The organism is Natranaerobius thermophilus JW/NM-WN-LF (assembly GCF_000020005.1).
Taxonomy (GTDB): domain Bacteria; phylum Bacillota; class Natranaerobiia; order Natranaerobiales; family Natranaerobiaceae; genus Natranaerobius; species Natranaerobius thermophilus.
Genome location: NC_010718.1, coordinates 2,151,983 through 2,171,171, shown reverse-complemented (window position 1 = coordinate 2,171,171; position 19,189 = coordinate 2,151,983). Strand labels below are relative to the sequence as shown.

The 19,189-nt window shown below is 34.8% G+C and carries 17 protein-coding genes and 1 other annotated feature; of the genes, 11 read left to right on the top strand and 6 right to left on the bottom strand.

What is annotated here, in order from left to right; translation table 11 throughout:
* The first annotated feature begins 230 nt into the window (after window positions 1-230).
* Window positions 231-1,175 (top strand): ABC transporter substrate-binding protein, encoded by a 945-nt coding sequence (locus NTHER_RS10455; protein WP_012448477.1) that lies wholly within the window; start codon window positions 231-233, stop codon window positions 1,173-1,175.
* A 133-nt stretch (window positions 1,176-1,308) separates the two neighbouring features.
* Here NTHER_RS10455 and aroA read toward each other — a convergent pair whose 3' ends face one another.
* From aroA to hisC, 4 genes are read right to left on the bottom strand one after another with little or no spacing between them, the layout of a single operon-like run.
* Window positions 1,309-2,763, bottom strand: a complete 1,455-nt coding sequence (gene aroA, locus NTHER_RS10450; protein ID WP_012448476.1) for a 3-phosphoshikimate 1-carboxyvinyltransferase — start codon at window positions 2,761-2,763, stop codon at window positions 1,309-1,311.
* Between the two features lie 13 nt (window positions 2,764-2,776).
* Window positions 2,777-3,682, bottom strand: coding sequence for a prephenate dehydrogenase (locus NTHER_RS10445; RefSeq protein WP_012448475.1), 906 nt, complete (start codon window positions 3,680-3,682; stop codon window positions 2,777-2,779).
* Complete coding sequence (gene aroF / locus NTHER_RS10440; RefSeq protein WP_012448474.1) at window positions 3,682-4,764, bottom strand: 3-deoxy-7-phosphoheptulonate synthase; 1,083 nt, start codon at window positions 4,762-4,764, stop codon at window positions 3,682-3,684. Before aroF ends, NTHER_RS10445 begins: the two co-directional genes overlap by 1 nt.
* Complete coding sequence (gene hisC, locus NTHER_RS10435; RefSeq protein WP_012448473.1) at window positions 4,761-5,882, bottom strand: histidinol-phosphate transaminase; 1,122 nt, start codon at window positions 5,880-5,882, stop codon at window positions 4,761-4,763. The genes aroF and hisC overlap by 4 nt, the downstream gene beginning before the upstream one ends.
* A 54-nt stretch (window positions 5,883-5,936) precedes the next feature.
* Window positions 5,937-6,191: a binding site (T-box leader), on the bottom strand.
* 304 nt (window positions 6,192-6,495) lie between these two features.
* Here hisC and NTHER_RS10430 point away from each other — a divergent pair.
* From NTHER_RS10430 to NTHER_RS10410, 5 genes are all read left to right on the top strand, one after another.
* A complete protein-coding gene (locus tag NTHER_RS10430; protein ID WP_012448472.1) occupies window positions 6,496-7,521 on the top strand; it encodes an ABC transporter substrate-binding protein in 1,026 nt (341 codons plus the stop codon).
* A gap of 84 nt (window positions 7,522-7,605) precedes the next feature.
* On the top strand, window positions 7,606-8,454 hold the full coding sequence (locus NTHER_RS10425; protein ID WP_012448471.1) for an ABC transporter permease: 849 nt from the start codon (window positions 7,606-7,608) through the stop codon (window positions 8,452-8,454).
* Window positions 8,455-8,516: 62 nt separating this feature from the next.
* A complete protein-coding gene (locus tag NTHER_RS10420) occupies window positions 8,517-9,689 on the top strand; it encodes a quaternary amine ABC transporter ATP-binding protein (protein WP_041367737.1) in 1,173 nt (390 codons plus the stop codon).
* A 160-nt stretch (window positions 9,690-9,849) separates the two neighbouring features.
* Complete coding sequence (locus NTHER_RS10415) at window positions 9,850-10,548, top strand: SurA N-terminal domain-containing protein (RefSeq protein WP_012448469.1); 699 nt, start codon at window positions 9,850-9,852, stop codon at window positions 10,546-10,548.
* Window positions 10,549-10,736: 188 nt separating this feature from the next.
* On the top strand, window positions 10,737-11,177 hold the full coding sequence (locus NTHER_RS10410; RefSeq protein WP_012448468.1) for a bifunctional nuclease family protein: 441 nt from the start codon (window positions 10,737-10,739) through the stop codon (window positions 11,175-11,177).
* A gap of 93 nt (window positions 11,178-11,270) precedes the next feature.
* On the opposite strand, the gene NTHER_RS10405 is transcribed toward NTHER_RS10410, so the two are convergent.
* Window positions 11,271-12,161 (bottom strand): DUF8173 domain-containing protein, encoded by an 891-nt coding sequence (locus NTHER_RS10405; protein WP_012448467.1) that lies wholly within the window; start codon window positions 12,159-12,161, stop codon window positions 11,271-11,273.
* A gap of 168 nt (window positions 12,162-12,329) precedes the next feature.
* On the opposite strand from NTHER_RS10405, the gene NTHER_RS10400 reads away from it, so the two are divergent.
* Window positions 12,330-12,923, top strand: coding sequence for a hypothetical protein (locus tag NTHER_RS10400; RefSeq protein WP_012448466.1), 594 nt, complete (start codon window positions 12,330-12,332; stop codon window positions 12,921-12,923).
* A gap of 25 nt (window positions 12,924-12,948) precedes the next feature.
* Here NTHER_RS10400 and NTHER_RS10395 read toward each other — a convergent pair whose 3' ends face one another.
* Window positions 12,949-14,283: a tetratricopeptide repeat protein gene (locus tag NTHER_RS10395; RefSeq protein ID WP_012448465.1), complete on the bottom strand. Its 1,335-nt coding sequence runs from the start codon at window positions 14,281-14,283 to the stop codon at window positions 12,949-12,951.
* Between the two features lie 211 nt (window positions 14,284-14,494).
* On the opposite strand from NTHER_RS10395, the gene NTHER_RS10390 reads away from it, so the two are divergent.
* The 4 genes from NTHER_RS10390 to uvrB all read left to right on the top strand — a co-directional run bounded on the left by NTHER_RS10390 (window position 14,495) and on the right by uvrB (window position 19,130).
* The gene (locus NTHER_RS10390) at window positions 14,495-15,055 is read left to right on the top strand and encodes a flavin reductase family protein (protein ID WP_012448464.1); all 561 of its coding nucleotides are present in this window, start codon (window positions 14,495-14,497) and stop codon (window positions 15,053-15,055) included.
* A gap of 173 nt (window positions 15,056-15,228) precedes the next feature.
* A complete protein-coding gene (locus tag NTHER_RS10385) occupies window positions 15,229-15,831 on the top strand; it encodes a hypothetical protein (RefSeq protein WP_012448463.1) in 603 nt (200 codons plus the stop codon).
* 92 nt (window positions 15,832-15,923) lie between these two features.
* On the top strand, window positions 15,924-16,730 hold the full coding sequence (locus NTHER_RS15285; protein ID WP_012448462.1) for a hypothetical protein: 807 nt from the start codon (window positions 15,924-15,926) through the stop codon (window positions 16,728-16,730).
* A gap of 423 nt (window positions 16,731-17,153) precedes the next feature.
* Window positions 17,154-19,130, top strand: coding sequence for an excinuclease ABC subunit UvrB (gene uvrB / locus NTHER_RS10365; RefSeq protein ID WP_012448461.1), 1,977 nt, complete (start codon window positions 17,154-17,156; stop codon window positions 19,128-19,130).
* Window positions 19,131-19,189: the final 59 nt, after the last annotated feature.

Genomic DNA, 19,189 nt, shown 5'->3' with positions numbered 1-19,189 from the left:
AAGGGATGATCAGTGATGAGTGACTTTAAAAATGGAAGCGCATTAAACCTAATTAAATAGTAATAACGTCAAATATGGAGAAATTACCCCTGATTTAAGGAATAAGTAGTGCTGAGGACGAATAACCGATAGTTATAAAGCTAAATGAGTTTTGCAGTATAGTATTGAAAAGCTTATACTTTATAAACAGAACAAATTATAGATAAAAACGAGGAGGGTACTATTTAATTATGAACGCTCATGGAAGCGGAAAACGTAAAGTTTTAATAGTAGCAATGCTTATTACAGGAATTATTTTTGCAGGGATTGCTACCGGATGTGAAGAAGAAAGAGATGTAGAACTTGCTATGGTCGAATGGACATGCTCTACTCAGAAGAGTCATATCAACGAAGCTGTATTAGAGACATTAGGTTACGATGTTAACGTTAAGACTTACAATCTCCCTGTAATCCTTGAAGGAATGGCAGATGGGCAAATTGATGCCTTTACAGATGCATGGTTTCAAACTTGGGGAACCCCCCTTGAAAATGCTTTGGAAGAAGGGGATGTAGTTCATTTAGAAACTCATTTAGATGAAACTAATTACGCGCCAGCTGTTCCCACTTATGTATATGAGGAAGGGGTAACCTCCCTAGAAGATTTAGCCGATCACTCGGAAAAATTTGAGTATACTTATTATGGCTTGGAACCAGGGAATGACGGTAATGAGATTATGATCGAAGCTTTTGAAAATGATACCTACGGTCTAGGTGAATGGGATATCATGGAAAGTAATGAAGCTGCTATGATCGCTGATGTTGAGCAAAAGATAGAAAATGAAGAATGGGTAGTCTTTAGCGGTTGGGAACCCCATTACATGAATGTAATATTCGATATGGAATATTTGGATGATCCCAAAGGAATTTGGGGTGAAGGTGAGCAAGTTGGTACCATTGCAAGACCTGGCTTAGAAGATGACAATCCACAACTAGCTCAATATTTGAAACAATTTGACGTAGATGTAGACACTGTTGACGAATGGGTTTACGAATACGGTTATGAAGACCGTGACCCAGACGAAGTTGCGGATGAATGGATTAGCGAGAACTTAGATAAGGTATTAGAGTGGGTTGATGGATTAGAAACTGTCGATGGACAAGATGCTCAAGAAGCATTGCGTGAAGCTTACGAATAAATATCTTGTCTTTAATAAAAAGTGGAGGCAATCTATTAAAAGATTGTCTCCACTTTTTTTGTATTTAATATACTTAATTTAAGATATATAAGATGAAATTTTAATTATAAAATCTTCTATTAAGAGTAAAGATTTAATGTTGTTCTATTATAGCTCCTAGTTTTGTTAAATCTTGAATAAAACCTGGATAAGATATATTAATACAGTCAGAATTTTTTATGATGGTTTTCCCTTGGGCGGTTAAGGCAGCTACTGTTAAAGCCATAGCAATACGATGGTCTCCATGAGAATCCACTACATTACCTGTTAGTTGTGTGGGTCCGTTAACAATAAAGCCATCTTGAGTTTCTGTTATATCTGCTCCAAGTTTGGTCAATTCTTGGGTGATAGCGGAAATTCTATCACTTTCTTTATATCGTAATTCTTCTGCTCCTGACACTTTAGTAGTCCCATGGGAAAGAACTGCAATCACCGCTAGTAATGGAAGTTCGTCTATTGTATCAGGGACCAGGTTTTTTCCCAATTGAAATCCTTGTAGACAAGGGCTATATTCTACATTAATATCACCTCTTGGTTCAGCAGCTAAGGTAGTATTATTAGTAATTGTAATCCTGGCACCTAATTGCTGTAGTATTTTTACAAATCCCGTCCTTGTTGGGTTTAATCCACAATTAAGCAATTTGACCTGACTTCCCGGCACTAATAGAGCTGCAGTTATCAAAAAAGCTGCAGATGATAGATCTCCTGGTATATCCAATACATAATCTCTAGGTTTGAGCTTGCTCAATTGCCCTCCGGGTAAAGTTATCTGATGAACATTTTGGTCCGACTCCGGTTCGTGCTCGTTTTGCATGACATTTTCTAGAACTGAAAATCCCATAAAAGATAACATACGTTCTGTGTGATCTCTAGTTTGTTGTGATTCAATTACATTTATTCCATCTGTTTTTAAAGAAGCCAATAATAGGGCTGATTTCACCTGTGCACTTGAAACTTGTGTTTTAATGGTTGGCGTAGATTTTGAGATAGATTTAACTGTTGTGCTTTGGTTTTGCATCTCTACAGGTATTATGGCAGCAGGAAGTTTACTATTATTCTGTCTAGCCCTGATATCTTTGCCCAATTTAGCTAAAGGTGAAATGACGCGATCCATTGGTCTTTTTTTTAAAGAATCATCTCCTGTAATACAAGCAAAGAGATTTAATCCTGAAATCAATCCTAATAATAAACGAGCGGTTGTGCCTGAATTTCCTGCATCTAAAACTTCTGAAGGCTCATAAAGAGAATGGCTAGTAATCTCATAATCTTCATCCTCAGAATTAGAACTACCTTCAGCTCCCATAGCCTTAAGACATTCTAAAGTAGCCTCACAATCTTCCCCTAAAGCTCTTCCTTTAATTTTTACAACACCTGGGACAACTGACCCTAAAATATAAGATCTATGTGTTATTGATTTATCACCTGGGACATGTAAGCTTCCTTTAAGAGACCTAAATTTTTGTTCATTATCTTGCATAACTTTACTTTCTGAAGATTTTGTATCTTGAAAGTGGTTTTTAGCATTACTATTGTTAATTAAAATTTCCATTGAAATCTCCCTTTCAAAATCTGGATTCTAGCTTTTGTCTAGTGTTTGAAGCTGTTGATAAGTATTCTTTTATTTCAATACGTTTAATATTCTGTTCTGATGTACTGTCATCCCTTTGATAAGAAGCTAAAACTTGATCTACTTGTCCTTTAATTTCTTCCCACCATTCTACAATTTCTTCATTATTATGATGAAAAATATCTTCCCAAAGAAGGGGATCGGCCTTGGCTACTCTAGTCATATCTTTAAAACTACCGCCTGCTAGTGTCATGTCAAATTCGGATCGAGTGGAAATAGTATTCACCATTACACTGGCAATTAAGTGAGGTATATGGCTCAAAGCGGCTACTATATGGTCGTGTTTTTCTGCTGACATGACAACAGGATGGCTATTTATTTTTACAAGTAGCTGAGAAATCATGTTTACACTAGTATCATCCTCAAACTTTTTATTCCCAACAGGGGTCAAAATAAAGGGCTTCTGAGTGAATAGATTTGTCATAACATGTTTGATTCCTTGTTTATGACTACCGACCATGGGGTGACCTCCGATAAAATCAATATTTGAGTTATTCTGATTGGAAATTACTTCTCGAGCTTTAGTGATTACAGGTTTTTTTACACTCCCTAGATCAAAAATAATAGTATTGTGATCTATTTTGCTTGCCAAGTCGGGTAAAAGCTTTAAAGTTTCAGAAACAGGGGTTCCCAGAATTATATAGTCAAATTCTGTTAAGGTCTCCCCTGAAAGCTCATTAATGGTATCGTCTATTATGTGATTATTAATAGCATCGGACATTGAATCTTTATTGATGTCATATCCAGTGATTTTATTAAAACAATCACATTCTTTTAGTGAAAGAGCCAGGCTCCCAGCCATTAATCCCAAGCCTATGACCAGCAAATTGTTTTTGTTCATTATATATGCTCCTCGGTTTTGGAACCAATAGTAAAACTTTTATCAAAGTGAGGTGCTAATTCTGTTAGTTGATTGGTTAGTTTTTCGAGATTAGCTGGAGTAAGAGACTGAGAACCATCGGACAAGGCTGTTTCAGGAGTTGAATGAACTTCAATAATTAAACCATCTGCCCCTGCAGCTAAAGCTGCTTTACTCATACTTGGCACTAGCTTCCATTTTCCAGTACCGTGACTAGGGTCAACTATTACAGGAAGATGGCTTAATTGTTTGACAAGTGCTACTGCAGATAAATCTAGAGTGTTTCTAGTAGCTGTTTCAAAGGTTCTTATACCCCGTTCACAGAGCATTACTTTATAGTTTCCTTTAGATAAAATGTATTCGGCTGCCATCAACCACTCTTCTATTGTAGCTGACATACCCCGCTTCAATAATACAGGATGATTACTGTTTCCAGCCTCTTTTAATAACTCAAAATTTTGCATATTTCTAGCGCCTATTTGTAAAACATGGGCATAATCACTAACTAATTCAATCTGTCGAGGGTCCATAACTTCTGTGATTATTTTTAAACCCGTTTTCTGGCTGGCTTCCCACATAATTTTCAGGCCATCCGCTCCTAATCCTTGAAAACTATACGGTGAAGTTCTAGGTTTAAAAGCGCCACCTCTGAGGAACTGGGCTCCAGTTTGCTTGACTTGTTGAGCTATTTCTAAAGTGTTTTCTTTATTTTCGATTGCACACGGTCCAGCCATTAATGAGAAGTTATTTCCACCAACTACTGGTCCTGATAGGGATGAATCTTTAACTACATGAGAACTTTTTCCACCAAAAGCTATTTGAGTATCATCTTCCTTAAACTCTCGCGATACAAGCTTAAATGGTTTACTTATGGGTACAATTTGTTCAACGTATGGCAGAGCTTCTAAACCTTCTAAAGCATGGCGTTTATTTTCTCCAATTACTCCGATAACAATTTTATTCTTGCCTTTAGATATATGACATTCTAATTCCAATTCAGAGAGTCTATTTATCACTTTATTTATTTTTTCTTCTTGAGTTTGTCTATTCATTACAATGATCATTTCAAATTCACCTCGCAATTACTTAATTTTTCTATGAAAAACTCATTATCTGATTTTGAACCTATTGTAATCCGAAAATGGTCCGGCATTCCAAAGGAAGTTCCTTCCCTTATTATAACACCTTGTTTCAATAATTCACCGGCCAGCTTTTCTGCATCGAATTCAGTCTTTACAAGTAAAAAATTGGCCTGACTTGGTACTGGGGAGAAAAATTTACTGGACTTTAATTTGGATTCTAGCCATTTTTTACCCTGATCATTTTGTTCTTTACTATAATTCAGATGTTCTGTATCATCTAGTGCTTCTTGGGCAGCTCTTAACCCTAGTTCGTTGACATTAAAGGGTAATTTAACCTTGTGAAGGACTTCAATTAATTTCTCACTACCTATTCCGTAACCAACTCTTAGAGCAGCTAAACCGTAAATTTTAGAAAAAGTTCTTAAAGCAATTAAATTAGGATATTTATCTACTAACATTTCTGTTTTTGGAAATTCAGGATTTGTAACATATTCTCGATATGCTTCATCAAAGACTACTATAGTGTCTTTACTGACACTACTTAATAATTTTTCGGCCTCTTCATGGGTTATGATGGAACCAGTAGGGTTATTTGGGTTACATATAAATATTAATTTTGTGTTATCTGTTATTTGGGCAATAAACTGATCAATATCGTGGGTATATTTTTTTAAGGGGATATGAGTTACTTTACCATCAAGTTCTTTCACTGCCATTTTATATATAGGGAAAGTAATATCAGCCATAAGCCCCTCTTCACCAGGGTTAATAAAAGCTGCAGCCAGTAGTTTAATAATTTCATCCGAACCATTACCAATAATTACTTGTCCAGGATTTGTACCAAGCTTTTGTGATATCTTGGACTGTAAATTTTGATATGATTTCTGGGGATACAAGTGAATATCTTTGTTATCGGTTAGTTTTTTTACTGCTTTTGGTGATGGTCCGTGTGGGTTTTCGTTGCTGGCTAATTTAATCACCTTATCCAAACCGTATTTTTCTTTAATTTCCTCTAAACTTTTCCCGGGTATATATGGTGAAAACTCATTTAAAACCTTTCTGGCAGAATCTTGAGGAAATTGTGTTTTTTTGGTTCCCATTGCAATCACTCCAATTCATAAATTTAGCTGATCAATTAAAAAAACCTTCGTCAGACACAGGACGAAGGTTCGCGGTACCACCTGAGTTACTTCACAAAATTTACAACTATAAATCACAGTAAATTATATGTGAAGTCACTTGTATAAATTAACGCCTAAGGCGGCAAAATTTACTTCCTGCCCGGATAATAATGACAAGTTTCAAAATTGCATCTCCAGGGTGTAATTCGACCATAAAGTTACCGGTTTCCAGCTGCCCCGGTTCTCTGGTTTAAGTTAAGGTCTACTGTTCCCCTTCATTGATTTTAGGTGCGGTTTTAGATTTTAGTAATATGATTTGTTAAAGTATTCTACTTGTAATTTAGATGTTTGTCAAGAGGAAAACAGAATTTTTTATAACTTAAGATGAGAGATATCTGAAGAAACTTGGAGTTATAGGCAGAAATTAGGGGCATAATTTACTGTAAATCTAAATAGTCATTAAATATGAAACTATATCGATTTATTTGAAACTAAGTTAATTTGAATTTCTTGTTAATTTTATATATAATTAATTAACGATTGGCAAAAAACAAAATAAAATAAAAAAATTAAGGAGGAATGGATTTATAATATGAGAGTTATCAATAGTATTATCAAAAAATGTGTTTTTGCTATACTTTTTGGCATGTTAGTTTTGGGAGTAACCGGTTGTGCAGACAGCGAAGCTCAGGATGAGGTTGAACTAACTTTTGCAGATGCAGGATGGGAAAGTATTAGGGTACATAACTATATAGCAGGGATTATTTTGGAAGAAGGATATGGTGGATATAGACAAGATATAATGTCTGGATCTACACCGGTAACCTTTACTGATTTACGCGGTGGCGGAATTGACATTTACATGGAAGTGTGGAAAGAAAATATCCAAGAGGAGTACAATGAAGCCCTAGAAAAAGGTGAAATCCAGGTCCTGTCGATTAATTTTGATGACAACTTTCAAGGATTATATGTACCCACCTATGTTATAGAAGGTGATGAGGACCGGGGAATCGATCCTATTGCGCCTAATTTAGAGTCTGTGTTTGATTTACCTGATTATTGGGAAGAGTTTCAGGATCCGGAAGACCCGGATAAAGGCCGGATAATAGGGGCTCCCTCCGAATGGGCAGTAGATGAAATCCTTGAAATTAAGGTAGAAACTTACGGATTAGATGAACACTTTAATTATGTGAGTCCTGGTTCAGAATCTACGTTGAATGCAACTATAATGGATGCCTATGAAAGTGGCGAACCAGTTGTGGCGTATAACTGGGAACCTACATGGATTATGGGTAAATATGACATGACTTTATTAGAAGAACCAGAATTTGATGAGGAAAAATATTACGAAGAAGGATATGGAACTGAAATTCCTTCTATGGACGTTACAGTAGCAGTTAATTCTGATTTAGCAGAGGAACATCCCGAGGTAGTTGAGTTTTTGGAGAATTATGAGACTAGTAGTGAAGTAACAAGTGAAGCTTTGGCTTATACGGAAGAAGCTGATGCAGATGAACGAGGAGCAGCAAAATGGTTTTTAAGAGAATATGAAGAGATTTGGACTGAATGGGTTAATGAAGAAGTGGCTGAAAATGTTAGAGAATATTTACAGCAATAATTGTATTTTAATAATAAGCACATAGTGAGGTGAGATAAACACTGCTCCCGTTGTAATCACTTCTACGGGAGCAGTCACAATCTTATGAGAGAATTTCCTGATATCACCATAGAATTTGGGCAATATGTAGAGAGTTTTGTCAACTGGCTAGATACAAATTTAGAGTTTTTATTTGATTTTATCTTTTATGTGATTCTCAATTTGATTTCTAATATTGAAGGTTTTTTGATTTGGCTACCTTGGTGGTTATTTGTATTATTTATATTTTTACTTGGTTGGAAATTAAGAACAATTTCTTCAGGAGTATTATTTTCCGTGTTTTTATTTGTGATCGGGACTTTTGGTCTTTGGGTACCTATGATGGAAACACTGGCTATTATAGTAACATCAGTTGTTATATCCATAGTTTTAGGTATACCCATTGGGATTTTAATGGCTTATAACCGTATTATGTCAGTTGTTATCACACCGATTTTAGATGGTATGCAGACTATGCCTAGCTTTGTTTACTTAATACCGGCTATAATTCTGTTTCATATGGGGACAGTTCCAGCAGTATTTGCCACTATAATATATGCTATTCCACCAGTAATCAGATTGACTGATTTAGGTATAAGGAAAGTATCAAAGGAAATGGTAGAAGCGGGTAAATCCTTTGGAGCTTCTCCGGTACAATTATTGGCCAAGGTACAAATACCCCAGGCCCTACCAACCATTTTAGCAGGTACTAATCAAACTACTATGATGGCACTAGCTATGGTAGTAATTGCAGCTATGATAGGGGCTGATGGACTAGGAATGGAAGTTTATATAGCAATCAACAGAATAGATGTAGCTCGGGGAGTAGAGGCTGGCCTTAGTATAGTATTTTTGGCCATTATAATAGACAGGCTCACCCAATCAATTGGGGATAAATTCAAATACACAGAGTAAAGTTGACTGTGTAATACGAATCAAAATAAAAATAACTGGGAGTTTTGATAATGACCACTAATATGAGTGAAAAAATTAAAGTTAAAAATTTGTCAAAGATTTTCGGTCCTAAGCCAAAGTCAGTTTTACCCTTACTTGAAAAAAATCAGTCGAAAGAGGACATTCTTTCAAAAACTGGACATACAGTTGGTGTAAATAATGTTTCTTTTGATGTCAAAGAAGGAGAAACCTTTGTTATTATGGGATTGTCTGGTTCAGGTAAGTCTACATTAATCCGGTGTCTTAATTTATTAAATAAACCTACTACCGGAGAAATTTACGTAAACGAGGATAATATTCTAGAATTTGATAAACAAAAATTAAGGGATTTTAGACAGAATCAATTATCTATGGTTTTTCAACACTTTGGTTTATTTACTCATAGAACAGTACTAGAAAATGTAGAATTTGGTTTAGAAATTAAAGGTGCAAGTGAACAAGACAGAAGAGAATTAGCGAGAAAGACTCTTGAATCTGTCGGTTTAAAAGGCTGGGAGGATAAAATGCCCAGCGAATTGAGTGGCGGAATGCAGCAAAGGGTTGGGCTCGCCAGGGCTCTTGCCAATGACCCGGAAGTATTGCTGATGGATGAACCTTTTAGTGCACTAGATCCCCTTATTAGAAGAGAAATGCAGCAAGAACTGATTGACTTGCAATCAAATTTAAAAAAGACTATTGTATTCATAACTCATGATATCAATGAAGCTTTTAAAATAGGGGATAGGGTAGCAGTGATGAAAGATGGTGTTTTTGAACAAGTTGGTACACCAGAAGAAATCTTAGACAATCCTGCAAGTGAGTATATTAAGGATTTTGTCAAAGACATTGATCGTTCCAAAGTTCTACAAGCTAAAGATGTTATGTTCAATCCTTCGGCTATTATTAATATTAATGAAGGTTTGAAATCAGCTGTAAGAGAAATGCAGACAAACGGCATTTCAAGTGTATATGTGATTGATAAAAACAAGCAATTACTTGGTATTGTCAGTATTGATGATGCTATAGACGCAATTAAAGAAAATAAATTTCTAAGGGATGTTATAACTGATAATTACTATACTACTGATCCGGAGATATACATCCACGAATTAATACCTGTGGCTAAAGATAGTAAATATCCCATTGCAGTAGTTAATGATAACAATGAATTGATGGGAATTATTGTAAGGACATCGGTGTTGGCTGCTTTAGTATAATTCAATATAAGCACTATTTTAACGATCTTTTGATGACTTTTATGGTAGGAAAGCTATCTTTTTCCTACCTTTTTTATAGTTGCCTTGTTGACAGTTATGATTAGGTTATCTATAATAACATTGATACAAGGTATGTAAACTATATTGGGAGGTTAGTGAATTGAGTATAAAAAAGGTTGTATTAATTGCTTTATCTGCTTTGTTATTATTTGTTTTGACAGCTTGTGGCAATGATGATGAAGTTGTTGCCATTGTAAATGATCAAGAATTAAAGGAAGAAGATCTGGATAGATTTAAGCAGCAATTGATCCAAATGCGTCAACTGTACGGTATGCCAGTAGATGAAGAAGACGAAGAACAAATGGACGAACTTCAAAAAGAAGCTGTGGAAGAAATGGTTACAGAAACTGTATTGCTTCAAAAGGCAGAGGAAGAAGGGATCACTGTTGACGAAGAGTTAGTTGAAAATGAATTGGAAGCTATTGAAAATCAATTTGAGTCCGATGAACAAATGGAAGAAGCCCTGGATATGTACGGACTAACATCAGAAGACTTAGAATCTGAAATTAGAAACTCTTATATGATAGAAGAATTAATTACTGGGCTTGTAGATGAAGATGATATTTCCCAAGATGATATTGAAATATCTGAAGAAGAACTGAGAGAAAGATATGAACATGAAAAAAGCAGAGCCACACAAAACGGCGAAGATGAAGAGGACTTTCCTGAATTTGAAGATAGAAAAGAAGAGTTGGAGCAGCAATTGATCGATGAAGCCAAACAGGATAAAATGCAGGATGAAATAATCAATAAAATTGATGAATTGAAGGAGGAAAGTGAAATAGAGATAAAGATTTAAAATCGGATAGAAATGTTCCATTACGCAGTGTAATGGAACATTTTTTATAATGAAGGAATTTAATTAGTAATTAAAGAATATTATAGTTAGAGCATAGGATAAATTAAGAACATGTAATAATTAATAATCTTTATATACCTATTATCTACGGTTGGATGATTGTTTAACTAGGTGTGTAATTTCAGGGGGTGTTTTTTATTATTCAAGTAAAAGTTAAAGGGATTGGTACCTCGCAAAATGGAGAAAGTTATGCAGTTCTGTTATCAGATATGGAAGAAACCAAAATATTACCAATAGTCGTTGGTTCTTACGAAGCACAAGGAATTATTTCCGCATTAAAAGGCCAACAACCACCTAGGCCTATGACTTATGATTTGACTAAGTCTATGTGTGATCACTTGGGAGGAGATATAGAGAAAATTGTAATTACAGAAGTAAAGGATGATATTTTTTACGCTAATATTTATCTCTCTCAAGATAAAACGGAAACTTTTCAGATTGATTCAAGGCCAAGTGATGCTATAGCTATGGCACTAAGGTATGAAGCTCCCATATATATTAACTTTCAACTGATTGAATTTACTTGTGATTACGAAGATTTAATAGATGAACAAAATGATGCTAGATAAAAATCCGCGGTTTTTCACCGCGGATTTTTTAAAATTCTTCAGGAGATTTTTCCTCATAATGAAGATTTTCAACTTTTATATAACTTAAATAGTTTATTTGACTTGTTTAGGGAACCAAGGCTTCATAGTACCAAATTTTGTATCTATAATTGTACCTAATGAAAGTATTGCCAGAACTAACCAAATCACAATATTTATTAATGGCAGTTGCAAAATAAGCCATAATGTAATTATACCAATAATAGCCTGTAAAATCTGGGAGTCACTCCATCTGAATGCTGATACCATTTTCTGTCCTATCAAATTAGCAATTCCTAGATATCCAAAAAATCCTGCTAGAAAGGCAGCGAGTAAGAATAGTGGTATAATTGGAATACCAACAATCGATAATAGAAGAATCAGAGAGACAAAAGGTACAACTATTAAGGCAATTAAACCTATTAAGCCTGCTCTTAAATAATTTGTTTTTAGGTAACTTCCCATACTGTCTACTGTATCGGGGGTTAATGCTGTAATTAAGGCACCTAATGCCAAAAATCCCAATAAGCTCATAACTTGAAGTCCGCGTCCTAAAACAGCCCAAAAAGGACTAGCTTGAAATAATCCGGGTAAATTATGTCTTAGTCCATGGAAGTTTAAGCCCTCTGCCAAGTTAATTTGACTACCGTGGATAATTCCATGATCACCTTTGTCGATATTTCCGCTAAAGCAAGTAACATCTCCTAAGACTTCTCCATTAACCTCTATGTTTCCAGCAAAAACTACCACATCTCCTTGAACTTTCCCATCAATAACGGCATCGCCACTAAATAGGAATACATCACCTGTTATAACTTCGTTTTGTTGTACAGTTAAACTACCTGCGAATTTAATTATATCATCTCGAGTGACTCTTTCTTCTTCGGCAGCTGCTGAAGTACTAACAAATATTAACAGCATTAAAAAAGCTAATATCATGTAAAGGTTTCTACTTTTCGTTCTCATGTCAACTCTCCTCCAATTTTTGAAAAGTTGTTATTTACTTATATTATACATTAAAAAGGTATAGTTTACACTAAAAAGTGGCAATAGCATGATTTTTAACAACGATATAAATTGATGATTTATGAAGTGAATTATGGTATGATATATCTAAGTGATAGGGGGGGTATTATGCTAGATATTAGCCAGGTATTTATATTAGTAGGTATTTTAATAGGTGTTGTTCTTTTATTAAAACTGTTAAAAGCTACAGTTAAATTTATAGTGATAGCTTCTATCATTGTGTTAGTTGCAGGGTATTTCGGTTTAGATCTCGTTGAAGTAGGTAGAGGTGTATACGACAAAGTCGAAGAACCAGCGGTAGAACTGATTGAAGATGGTTTAAATCTAGACTTCTGGGAGGATAATGGTGAAGAGAGCGTGATTGATAATTTACAAAGGCCAATTAATGCTCTTAAAGATTTGGGCTTTGAAGTAAATGTTACAGATAATGAAGTTGAATTCTGGGAAGGCGATTCCTTTGGAGGAAACTTGGATGTTAAAGATAACCAATTTTCCATGGAAGTTGACCTTTCCCAGCCAGACAATAAAGAAACGGTATTGGCAATAATTGAGGGACTAAACAAGGAAACAGTATCTAAAGAAGTAAAAGATGAAATGATATCTGCTATTGAAAGGCAAGAAGATGAATATATTTCTTTTCAAGAAGGATATCTGGAAATAGAAAATGATAACTTAACAATACAAATTAACACCACCGATTAAAAAACGGTGGTGTTTTAATTTCAGATTACTCGGAGAATAACTGCTTTAAAATAGTTTTTGATTTATCAGTGCTGTTTTGATTCAAATAATGTAATATTATACGGGTAAGTAATTGAATACTTGGTTCATCGGATAATTTCACGATACTGTCCTGATAATTAACTATTAGATTGTCAACTTTTTCTAAAGCATTAGATTTATAGTAGTGATCAATTAACCTGGCTAAGATAGAGGAAGTGATTTGGCTATCTTCGCAGTTATAACTCAAATCTAAAGCTTTTACTAAAAGCTGCTCATAGGTATTAAAATCCTCTAAATAGTAAGCAAATTCGGAGAGCTTATAGAAGTGATCAGCTTTAGTATCGTCTGATAGTTCGGTTTCTCTATTGATTATATCCCTAATTTTATTGAGATAATTTTCAATTTTACTTTGTTCATTGGAGGTTTTATAAACCTGAAGTAAATGAAAGTAAATGGTGATTAATTTTTGAGGAGCTTCTTCTTCTTCTTCAATCAAGTCAGAGGCTTTGTAATAAGAAATTAAAGCTTTGTCTAGATTTCCTAGTTGTGTACAGCAATTTCCTTTAAGTAAATAAACTTCTGTTAGGTTTTCTCTGTCGTCAATAAACTTTAGAGCTTGTTCCGAGTTTTTAAGAGCTTGTTCATACTGGAATAATTTTTCTTGACAAAGTGCCAGATAATAGTAGAAATGTCCTAAATACTCACTTGGAATATCCTGTTCTTGAAAGAAAGCCAAATTAGCAAGTTTTAGTGCTTCAGAGTAACTATTATTACTAATTCGATTAACAATTAATTTTAAAAATAACTGATATTCATTGGGGAACCTGAGAGGCAAAGCAAATAAGCTTTCCAATGCTTTGCTGTAAAAGTAATATTCTTCATAGGACTGTCCTTTTTTATTATAAATATCTCCTAACAATTCGTAAGTGATTGCTCTTTTATCTGGGATATTCCAGCGCCTAAAGAGTTTTTCTATTTCGGAAACTTCTTCATCTTTAATATCTAACTTTCCTTCATCTAATCTATCTTTTAATAAATTTATGTGGCTATCCGCTATTTTTTTAGCATCATATTTTTCAGGATTAAGAATATCTTCTGCGTCAATATATGCCAAAATCCCTTTTTGTTTGTTTAGCTGATTAATGCTTTGAGCAATTAATCTGGCATTTCGTTCGTATAAAGGGGTTTTTTCATTTTCGATTAAACTAATTAAATTACGAGTTATTAAGTCTCCCGTTATTTCATGTTGCCTTAAACCCAATTCAGATCTGATCCGGCGTAAGTTTCCACCAGAGGAAAGCTTGTCTTTACTATCGGCTTTAATTTGTGGGATTTTCATATGGAAACCTCCATTTAATAGATGATTTCGATAATGTGAAATTACTTACCTTAACTATGTTTTTTATTCGACATAATTTGGCAAACTCCTTTTTATACATAATAATTTTTGAATATAATTTTATTGGTTTATTGTAAAAGTTAGCATGAATCAAACATATTATTTATACTAAAATAAGGAAGTTTTTAAAACTGGAGAGGAGGTTTTAATATTGCAAAAGAAAGTTTTTGACCCAGGTACCTATTTGTTCCCAGTTCCAGCTGTTATGGTGAGTTGTGCGGGAGGTGGTCAACAAAATATTATCACTATAGCTTGGACAGGAACTGTCAATTCCAAACCACCAATGGTAGGTATTTCAATTACACCCCAGCGATATTCCTTTGATCTAATTAAAGAAACCGGTGAATTTGTAGTAAACATCCCCGATGATAGTTTAGTGAAGGAAACTGATTATTGTGGTTGTGTTTCAGGCCGTAAGGTGGATAAATTCAAAGATACTGGTTTAACGTCAATTCCCGCAAAAACTATCTCAGTGCCCATGATAGGAGAAGCTCCTGTAAATTTGGAGTGTAAAGTAGTTGCAGAAAATGAATTAGGTAGTCATCACCAATTTATTGGTGAAGTTAAAAAAGTCCATATAGCCAATAATTTGATTGACGAACAAGGAAAACTGGATATTTACAAAGGTAATTTAATCAGCTTTGGAGGGAAAGCTTACTATCAACCGGGAAAACAAATTTACGGTCGTGGTGAATCAATGAAACAAAAATAAAAATATTATTTCTAACAGCTTTTGTTTTAGCAGATTCACAGAAGTGAATACAAATAATCATTATAACTAGCGCCTGGGTAAGTGGCGCTAGTATTTTTTTTGAAATATTGCACAAACTAACAACTGCTTATCATATTATTGATGACCTTTATCAATCCAAGGAGGTGTTAAGGGTGAATACTACAACAAACCAAGATCAATTGCAGAATGTAAAATCTAGTCTGAGTCAACAAAGTTGGAATATGAGCAGCTTTTCAGATACTTTGCTTAATGATTTTCATTATGTGATTTCGGAAATACAGCAGTTAAGAAACCAACTGCAAACAGTTAGGGACGAGGAATTAGAGTTGAAAAATAACCTTTCTGGAGTATTATCAAATTTTGAGGAAAAAGCAGGGCAAGGTAATGGATTAAATGGTTTATTAAGAAATAATAGTCAACTAAAACATGATATTATGCAAAAAAGATCTAGTATAGATAGGAAATGCCTTAATTTAATGGAAAAAACTAATAATTTATTTCAAACTGTGGATCAAATTTCAAGTACTTTACAGGAACAATCTGAACGCCATGCCAGAAATACTGCAGCCCTAGAATTTGAGTTATCACGAATTCAACAAGAATTAGCTCAAATTGAAAGTCCCATGACTGCTGAACCAAATTTGCCCTCTTCTGAGAATCCAGAATTGAACCAACCTCTGGAAAATTTACTCAAAGAAACTATGAATACAATCCAGCAGTTAAATCAGAGTACTCAACAAGCTTCTCAGCAATAGGTTCCGGAAAAAACCACCTGAATATTTATTAGCTGACCAACACAATTTAAAAATGCGGGTTAATAACCCCATTAAAAAGGAGGAGGTATTAGATGAGTAAAAACAAAGGAAGTGCCTTTGATAAATTAGCTAAAAAGAAACAGCAAAACGTAGAATTTGGTAGTCAAGGTAATACTCAAAGTAGCAACCAACAAGGTATTCAACAAAGTCAAAGTAATCAGCAAAACCAACAACAGGGTAACCAACAACAAGGTAACATGCAAAGCCAACAGCAAGGCAATCAACAAAATCAACAACAAGGTAATCAACAAGGGATGCAGCAAATGGGACAACAAAATCAACAACAAGGAGGCGGATCTTTGAATCAAAAATATCAACAAGGATTAAATCAAGCTACTCAGCAAAACCAGCAAGGTCAAGGTGGTGGCATTAACCCTAATCAGTTTGGTCAATACGAATTTGCTACTACAGGACAAATAAATCAGCAAACTCTAGCACAATTTCCTCAAATGTTAGATCAATTAAAACAGCAGGCACAAAAACAACAATTACAGACTGATCAGCAAGTGCAAAATGAACTAAGAACAGCAGTTCAAGCTTTATCAAAAGCTCAGCAACTGATCCGAAATAATCAGATTTACAATCAATTGAATCAGGCAATTGACCAATCATCACATCAATTTTTAAATGAAATTGGTCAGCTGGGTAGCATGCCGCAAGGTCAGCAACAAATGCAACAGCAACCTCAACAAATGCAACAGCAACCTCAACAAATGCAGCAAAATCAAATCCAACAACAACCACAGCCACAACAACAGAATCAACTTTTACAACAACTACAGCAACAAGCACAACAAAACCAACAAGGTCAACAACCACAACAACAGCAAGGCCAATAACTTCAACTCGGTTAAATAGATTTGAAGAATTACCAGGTCTCCTCCAACTGATGTAAGCAAGAGGCTTCTTTGAAGCCTCTTGCTTAATTTTATTTGTTTTTAATTTTACTAATTTCTATTGATATCTTAAACATTCCGGCAAATTTACTTCAGCGGACTTAATTCCTTTACAAAGAAAATTCCTTTAGATATACTTAAATATCAACAATTAATTTTTAAGAAGGCGGTTGTATTAAAGTTGAATATTGATAACTTTTACAGCATCTACAACTAAATATAATAGTATTAAGTAAGAATCCAAACAAAAATATTATAGACTTGTATTAAAAGTTTACTTGTGAAAAAAAATTTTATAAAATATAATTGATGTTAATAACTATTATTGTCAGCATGTGATATAATTATAGCTGGGGGTGGGAAAATATGAATGAATTTAAATTACAATCTGACTTTTCACTTGAAGGAGATCAACCCAAAGCTGTTGATGAACTGTGTGAAAGTTTAAATGGAGGTAATTCTCATCAAACACTGTTGGGAGTTACTGGTTCAGGTAAAACCTTTACAATGGCTAATGTTATTCAAAGATTACAGCGTCCCACCCTTGTTATTGCTCATAATAAAACACTGGCAGCCCAATTATGTGGTGAGTTTAAAGAATTTTTCCCCGAAAATGCAGTGGAATATTTTGTGAGTTATTACGATTACTATCAACCTGAAGCTTATATACCTCAAACAGATACTTATATTGAGAAAGATGCTTCAATTAATGATGAAATTGATAAATTACGCCATTCGGCAACAAGTGCTTTGTTTGAGAGAAGAGATGTGATAATTGTAGCTAGTGTTTCCTGTATATATGGTTTGGGGTCACCGGAAGAATACAGAGAACAGGTGTTATCTTTAAGATGTGGAATGGAAAAGGACCGCGATGAAATTCTAAAAGGATTAGTGGACATCCAATATTCAAGAAATGATGTTAACTTTACCCGCGGGACCTTTCGAGTAAGAGGCGATGTAATTGAAGTTTTCCCAGCTTCTTATACTGAAACAGCTGTTAGGATAGAACTGTTTGGTGATGAAATTGAAAGGATAACTGAAATAGATACTTTGACAGGGGAAATACTGGGAGAAAGAAATCATGTGGCTATTTTTCCTGCATCCCACTTTGTTACCCGTCGAAGCAAATTAGAAAAAGCCATTGAAAGCATTCAGGAAGAGCTTCATGAACAACTGGAATACTTAAAAAGACAAGGTAAAGCCGTAGAAGCTAAACGTTTAGAACAACGAACCAACTACGACTTGGAAATGCTACAAGAGATGGGTTTTTGTCAAGGAATTGAGAACTATTCTAGACATTTGATCGGAAGACCTGCAGGAAGTAGACCTTATTGCTTAATTGACTACTTTCCAGATGATTATTTAATGGTAGTAGATGAATCTCATATGACTATCCCTCAAATCAGGGGTATGTATGCAGGGGATATGTCCCGGAAACAAAATCTTGTAGACCATGGGTTTCGGCTTCCATCAGCCCTTGACAATAGGCCGTTGAAATTTCAGGAATTTGAAAAAATGATCAATCAAAATATTTACGTTTCTGCTACACCAGGACCATACGAGAAAGAACATAGTGAAAGAATAGTGGAGCAGATAATCCGACCTACAGGTCTAGTTGACCCTGAAACAGAAGTTAGGCCTGTGAAAGGGCAAATAGATGATCTATATAGTGAAATTAATAAGCGAACAGACCGTAATGAGAGAGTTTTAGTGACAACATTAACTAAAAAGATGGCTGAAGATTTAACTGATTATTTGCGTGAAATGGGAATTAGAGTAAGATATATGCATTCAGAAATTGATACTTTGGAGAGAATGGAAATAATTCGTGATTTGAGACTTGGTAAATTCGATGTACTTGTAGGTATTAACTTGCTAAGAGAAGGACTCGATCTACCAGAAGTAAGTCTAGTTGCCATTTTGGATGCAGACAAAGAAGGCTATTTAAGGGATGAAAGGTCTTTAATCCAAACTATGGGCCGGGCTGCCCGAAATGTAAACGGGCGAGTAATTATGTATGGGGATGCCATTACAGATTCCATGCGAAGAGCCATTGATGAAACTAATCGTAGGAGAGAAAAGCAGATTGAATTTAATGCGCGCCATAATATCACACCACAAACTGTTCAAAAGAAAGTACATGATGTAATTGAAGCTACTAGATCTGCAGAGGACGAAACTGAAGCTGCTACACCAGAAAACATTCAAGAAATGAGTGCCAAAGAACGTAAAGAGTTAATCGCTAAATTACAGGAAGAAATGAAACAGGCAGCGAAGGAATTAGAATTTGAAAAAGCAGCGGAATTAAGAGATTTAATCATGGAGTTAAAAACTGCTCAATAGTTTAGTTGGGTCCGATCCGTAGACAGACCTTCTTTCATCCATCGATGTTAATCAATGAA

Excerpts from the sequence above, each read along its gene's own strand:
- aroA (WP_012448476.1), bottom strand. The coding sequence starts at position 2,763 with ATGGAAATTTTAATTAACAATAGTAATGCTAAAAACCACTTTCAAGAT.
- NTHER_RS15285 (WP_012448462.1), top strand. The coding sequence starts at position 15,924 with ATGAGTAAAAACAAAGGAAGTGCCTTTGATAAATTAGCTAAAAAGAAA.
- aroF (WP_012448474.1), bottom strand. The coding sequence starts at position 4,764 with ATGATCATTGTAATGAATAGACAAACTCAAGAAGAAAAAATAAATAAA.
- NTHER_RS10430 (WP_012448472.1), top strand. The coding sequence starts at position 6,496 with ATGAGAGTTATCAATAGTATTATCAAAAAATGTGTTTTTGCTATACTT.
- NTHER_RS10395 (WP_012448465.1), bottom strand. The coding sequence starts at position 14,283 with ATGAAAATCCCACAAATTAAAGCCGATAGTAAAGACAAGCTTTCCTCT.
- NTHER_RS10420 (WP_041367737.1), top strand. The coding sequence starts at position 8,517 with ATGAGTGAAAAAATTAAAGTTAAAAATTTGTCAAAGATTTTCGGTCCT.
- NTHER_RS10425 (WP_012448471.1), top strand. The coding sequence starts at position 7,606 with ATGAGAGAATTTCCTGATATCACCATAGAATTTGGGCAATATGTAGAG.
- uvrB (WP_012448461.1), top strand. The coding sequence starts at position 17,154 with ATGAATGAATTTAAATTACAATCTGACTTTTCACTTGAAGGAGATCAA.
- NTHER_RS10445 (WP_012448475.1), bottom strand. The coding sequence starts at position 3,682 with ATGAACAAAAACAATTTGCTGGTCATAGGCTTGGGATTAATGGCTGGG.
- NTHER_RS10455 (WP_012448477.1), top strand. The coding sequence starts at position 231 with ATGAACGCTCATGGAAGCGGAAAACGTAAAGTTTTAATAGTAGCAATG.
- NTHER_RS10405 (WP_012448467.1), bottom strand. The coding sequence starts at position 12,161 with ATGAGAACGAAAAGTAGAAACCTTTACATGATATTAGCTTTTTTAATG.
- NTHER_RS10400 (WP_012448466.1), top strand. The coding sequence starts at position 12,330 with ATGCTAGATATTAGCCAGGTATTTATATTAGTAGGTATTTTAATAGGT.
- hisC (WP_012448473.1), bottom strand. The coding sequence starts at position 5,882 with ATGGGAACCAAAAAAACACAATTTCCTCAAGATTCTGCCAGAAAGGTT.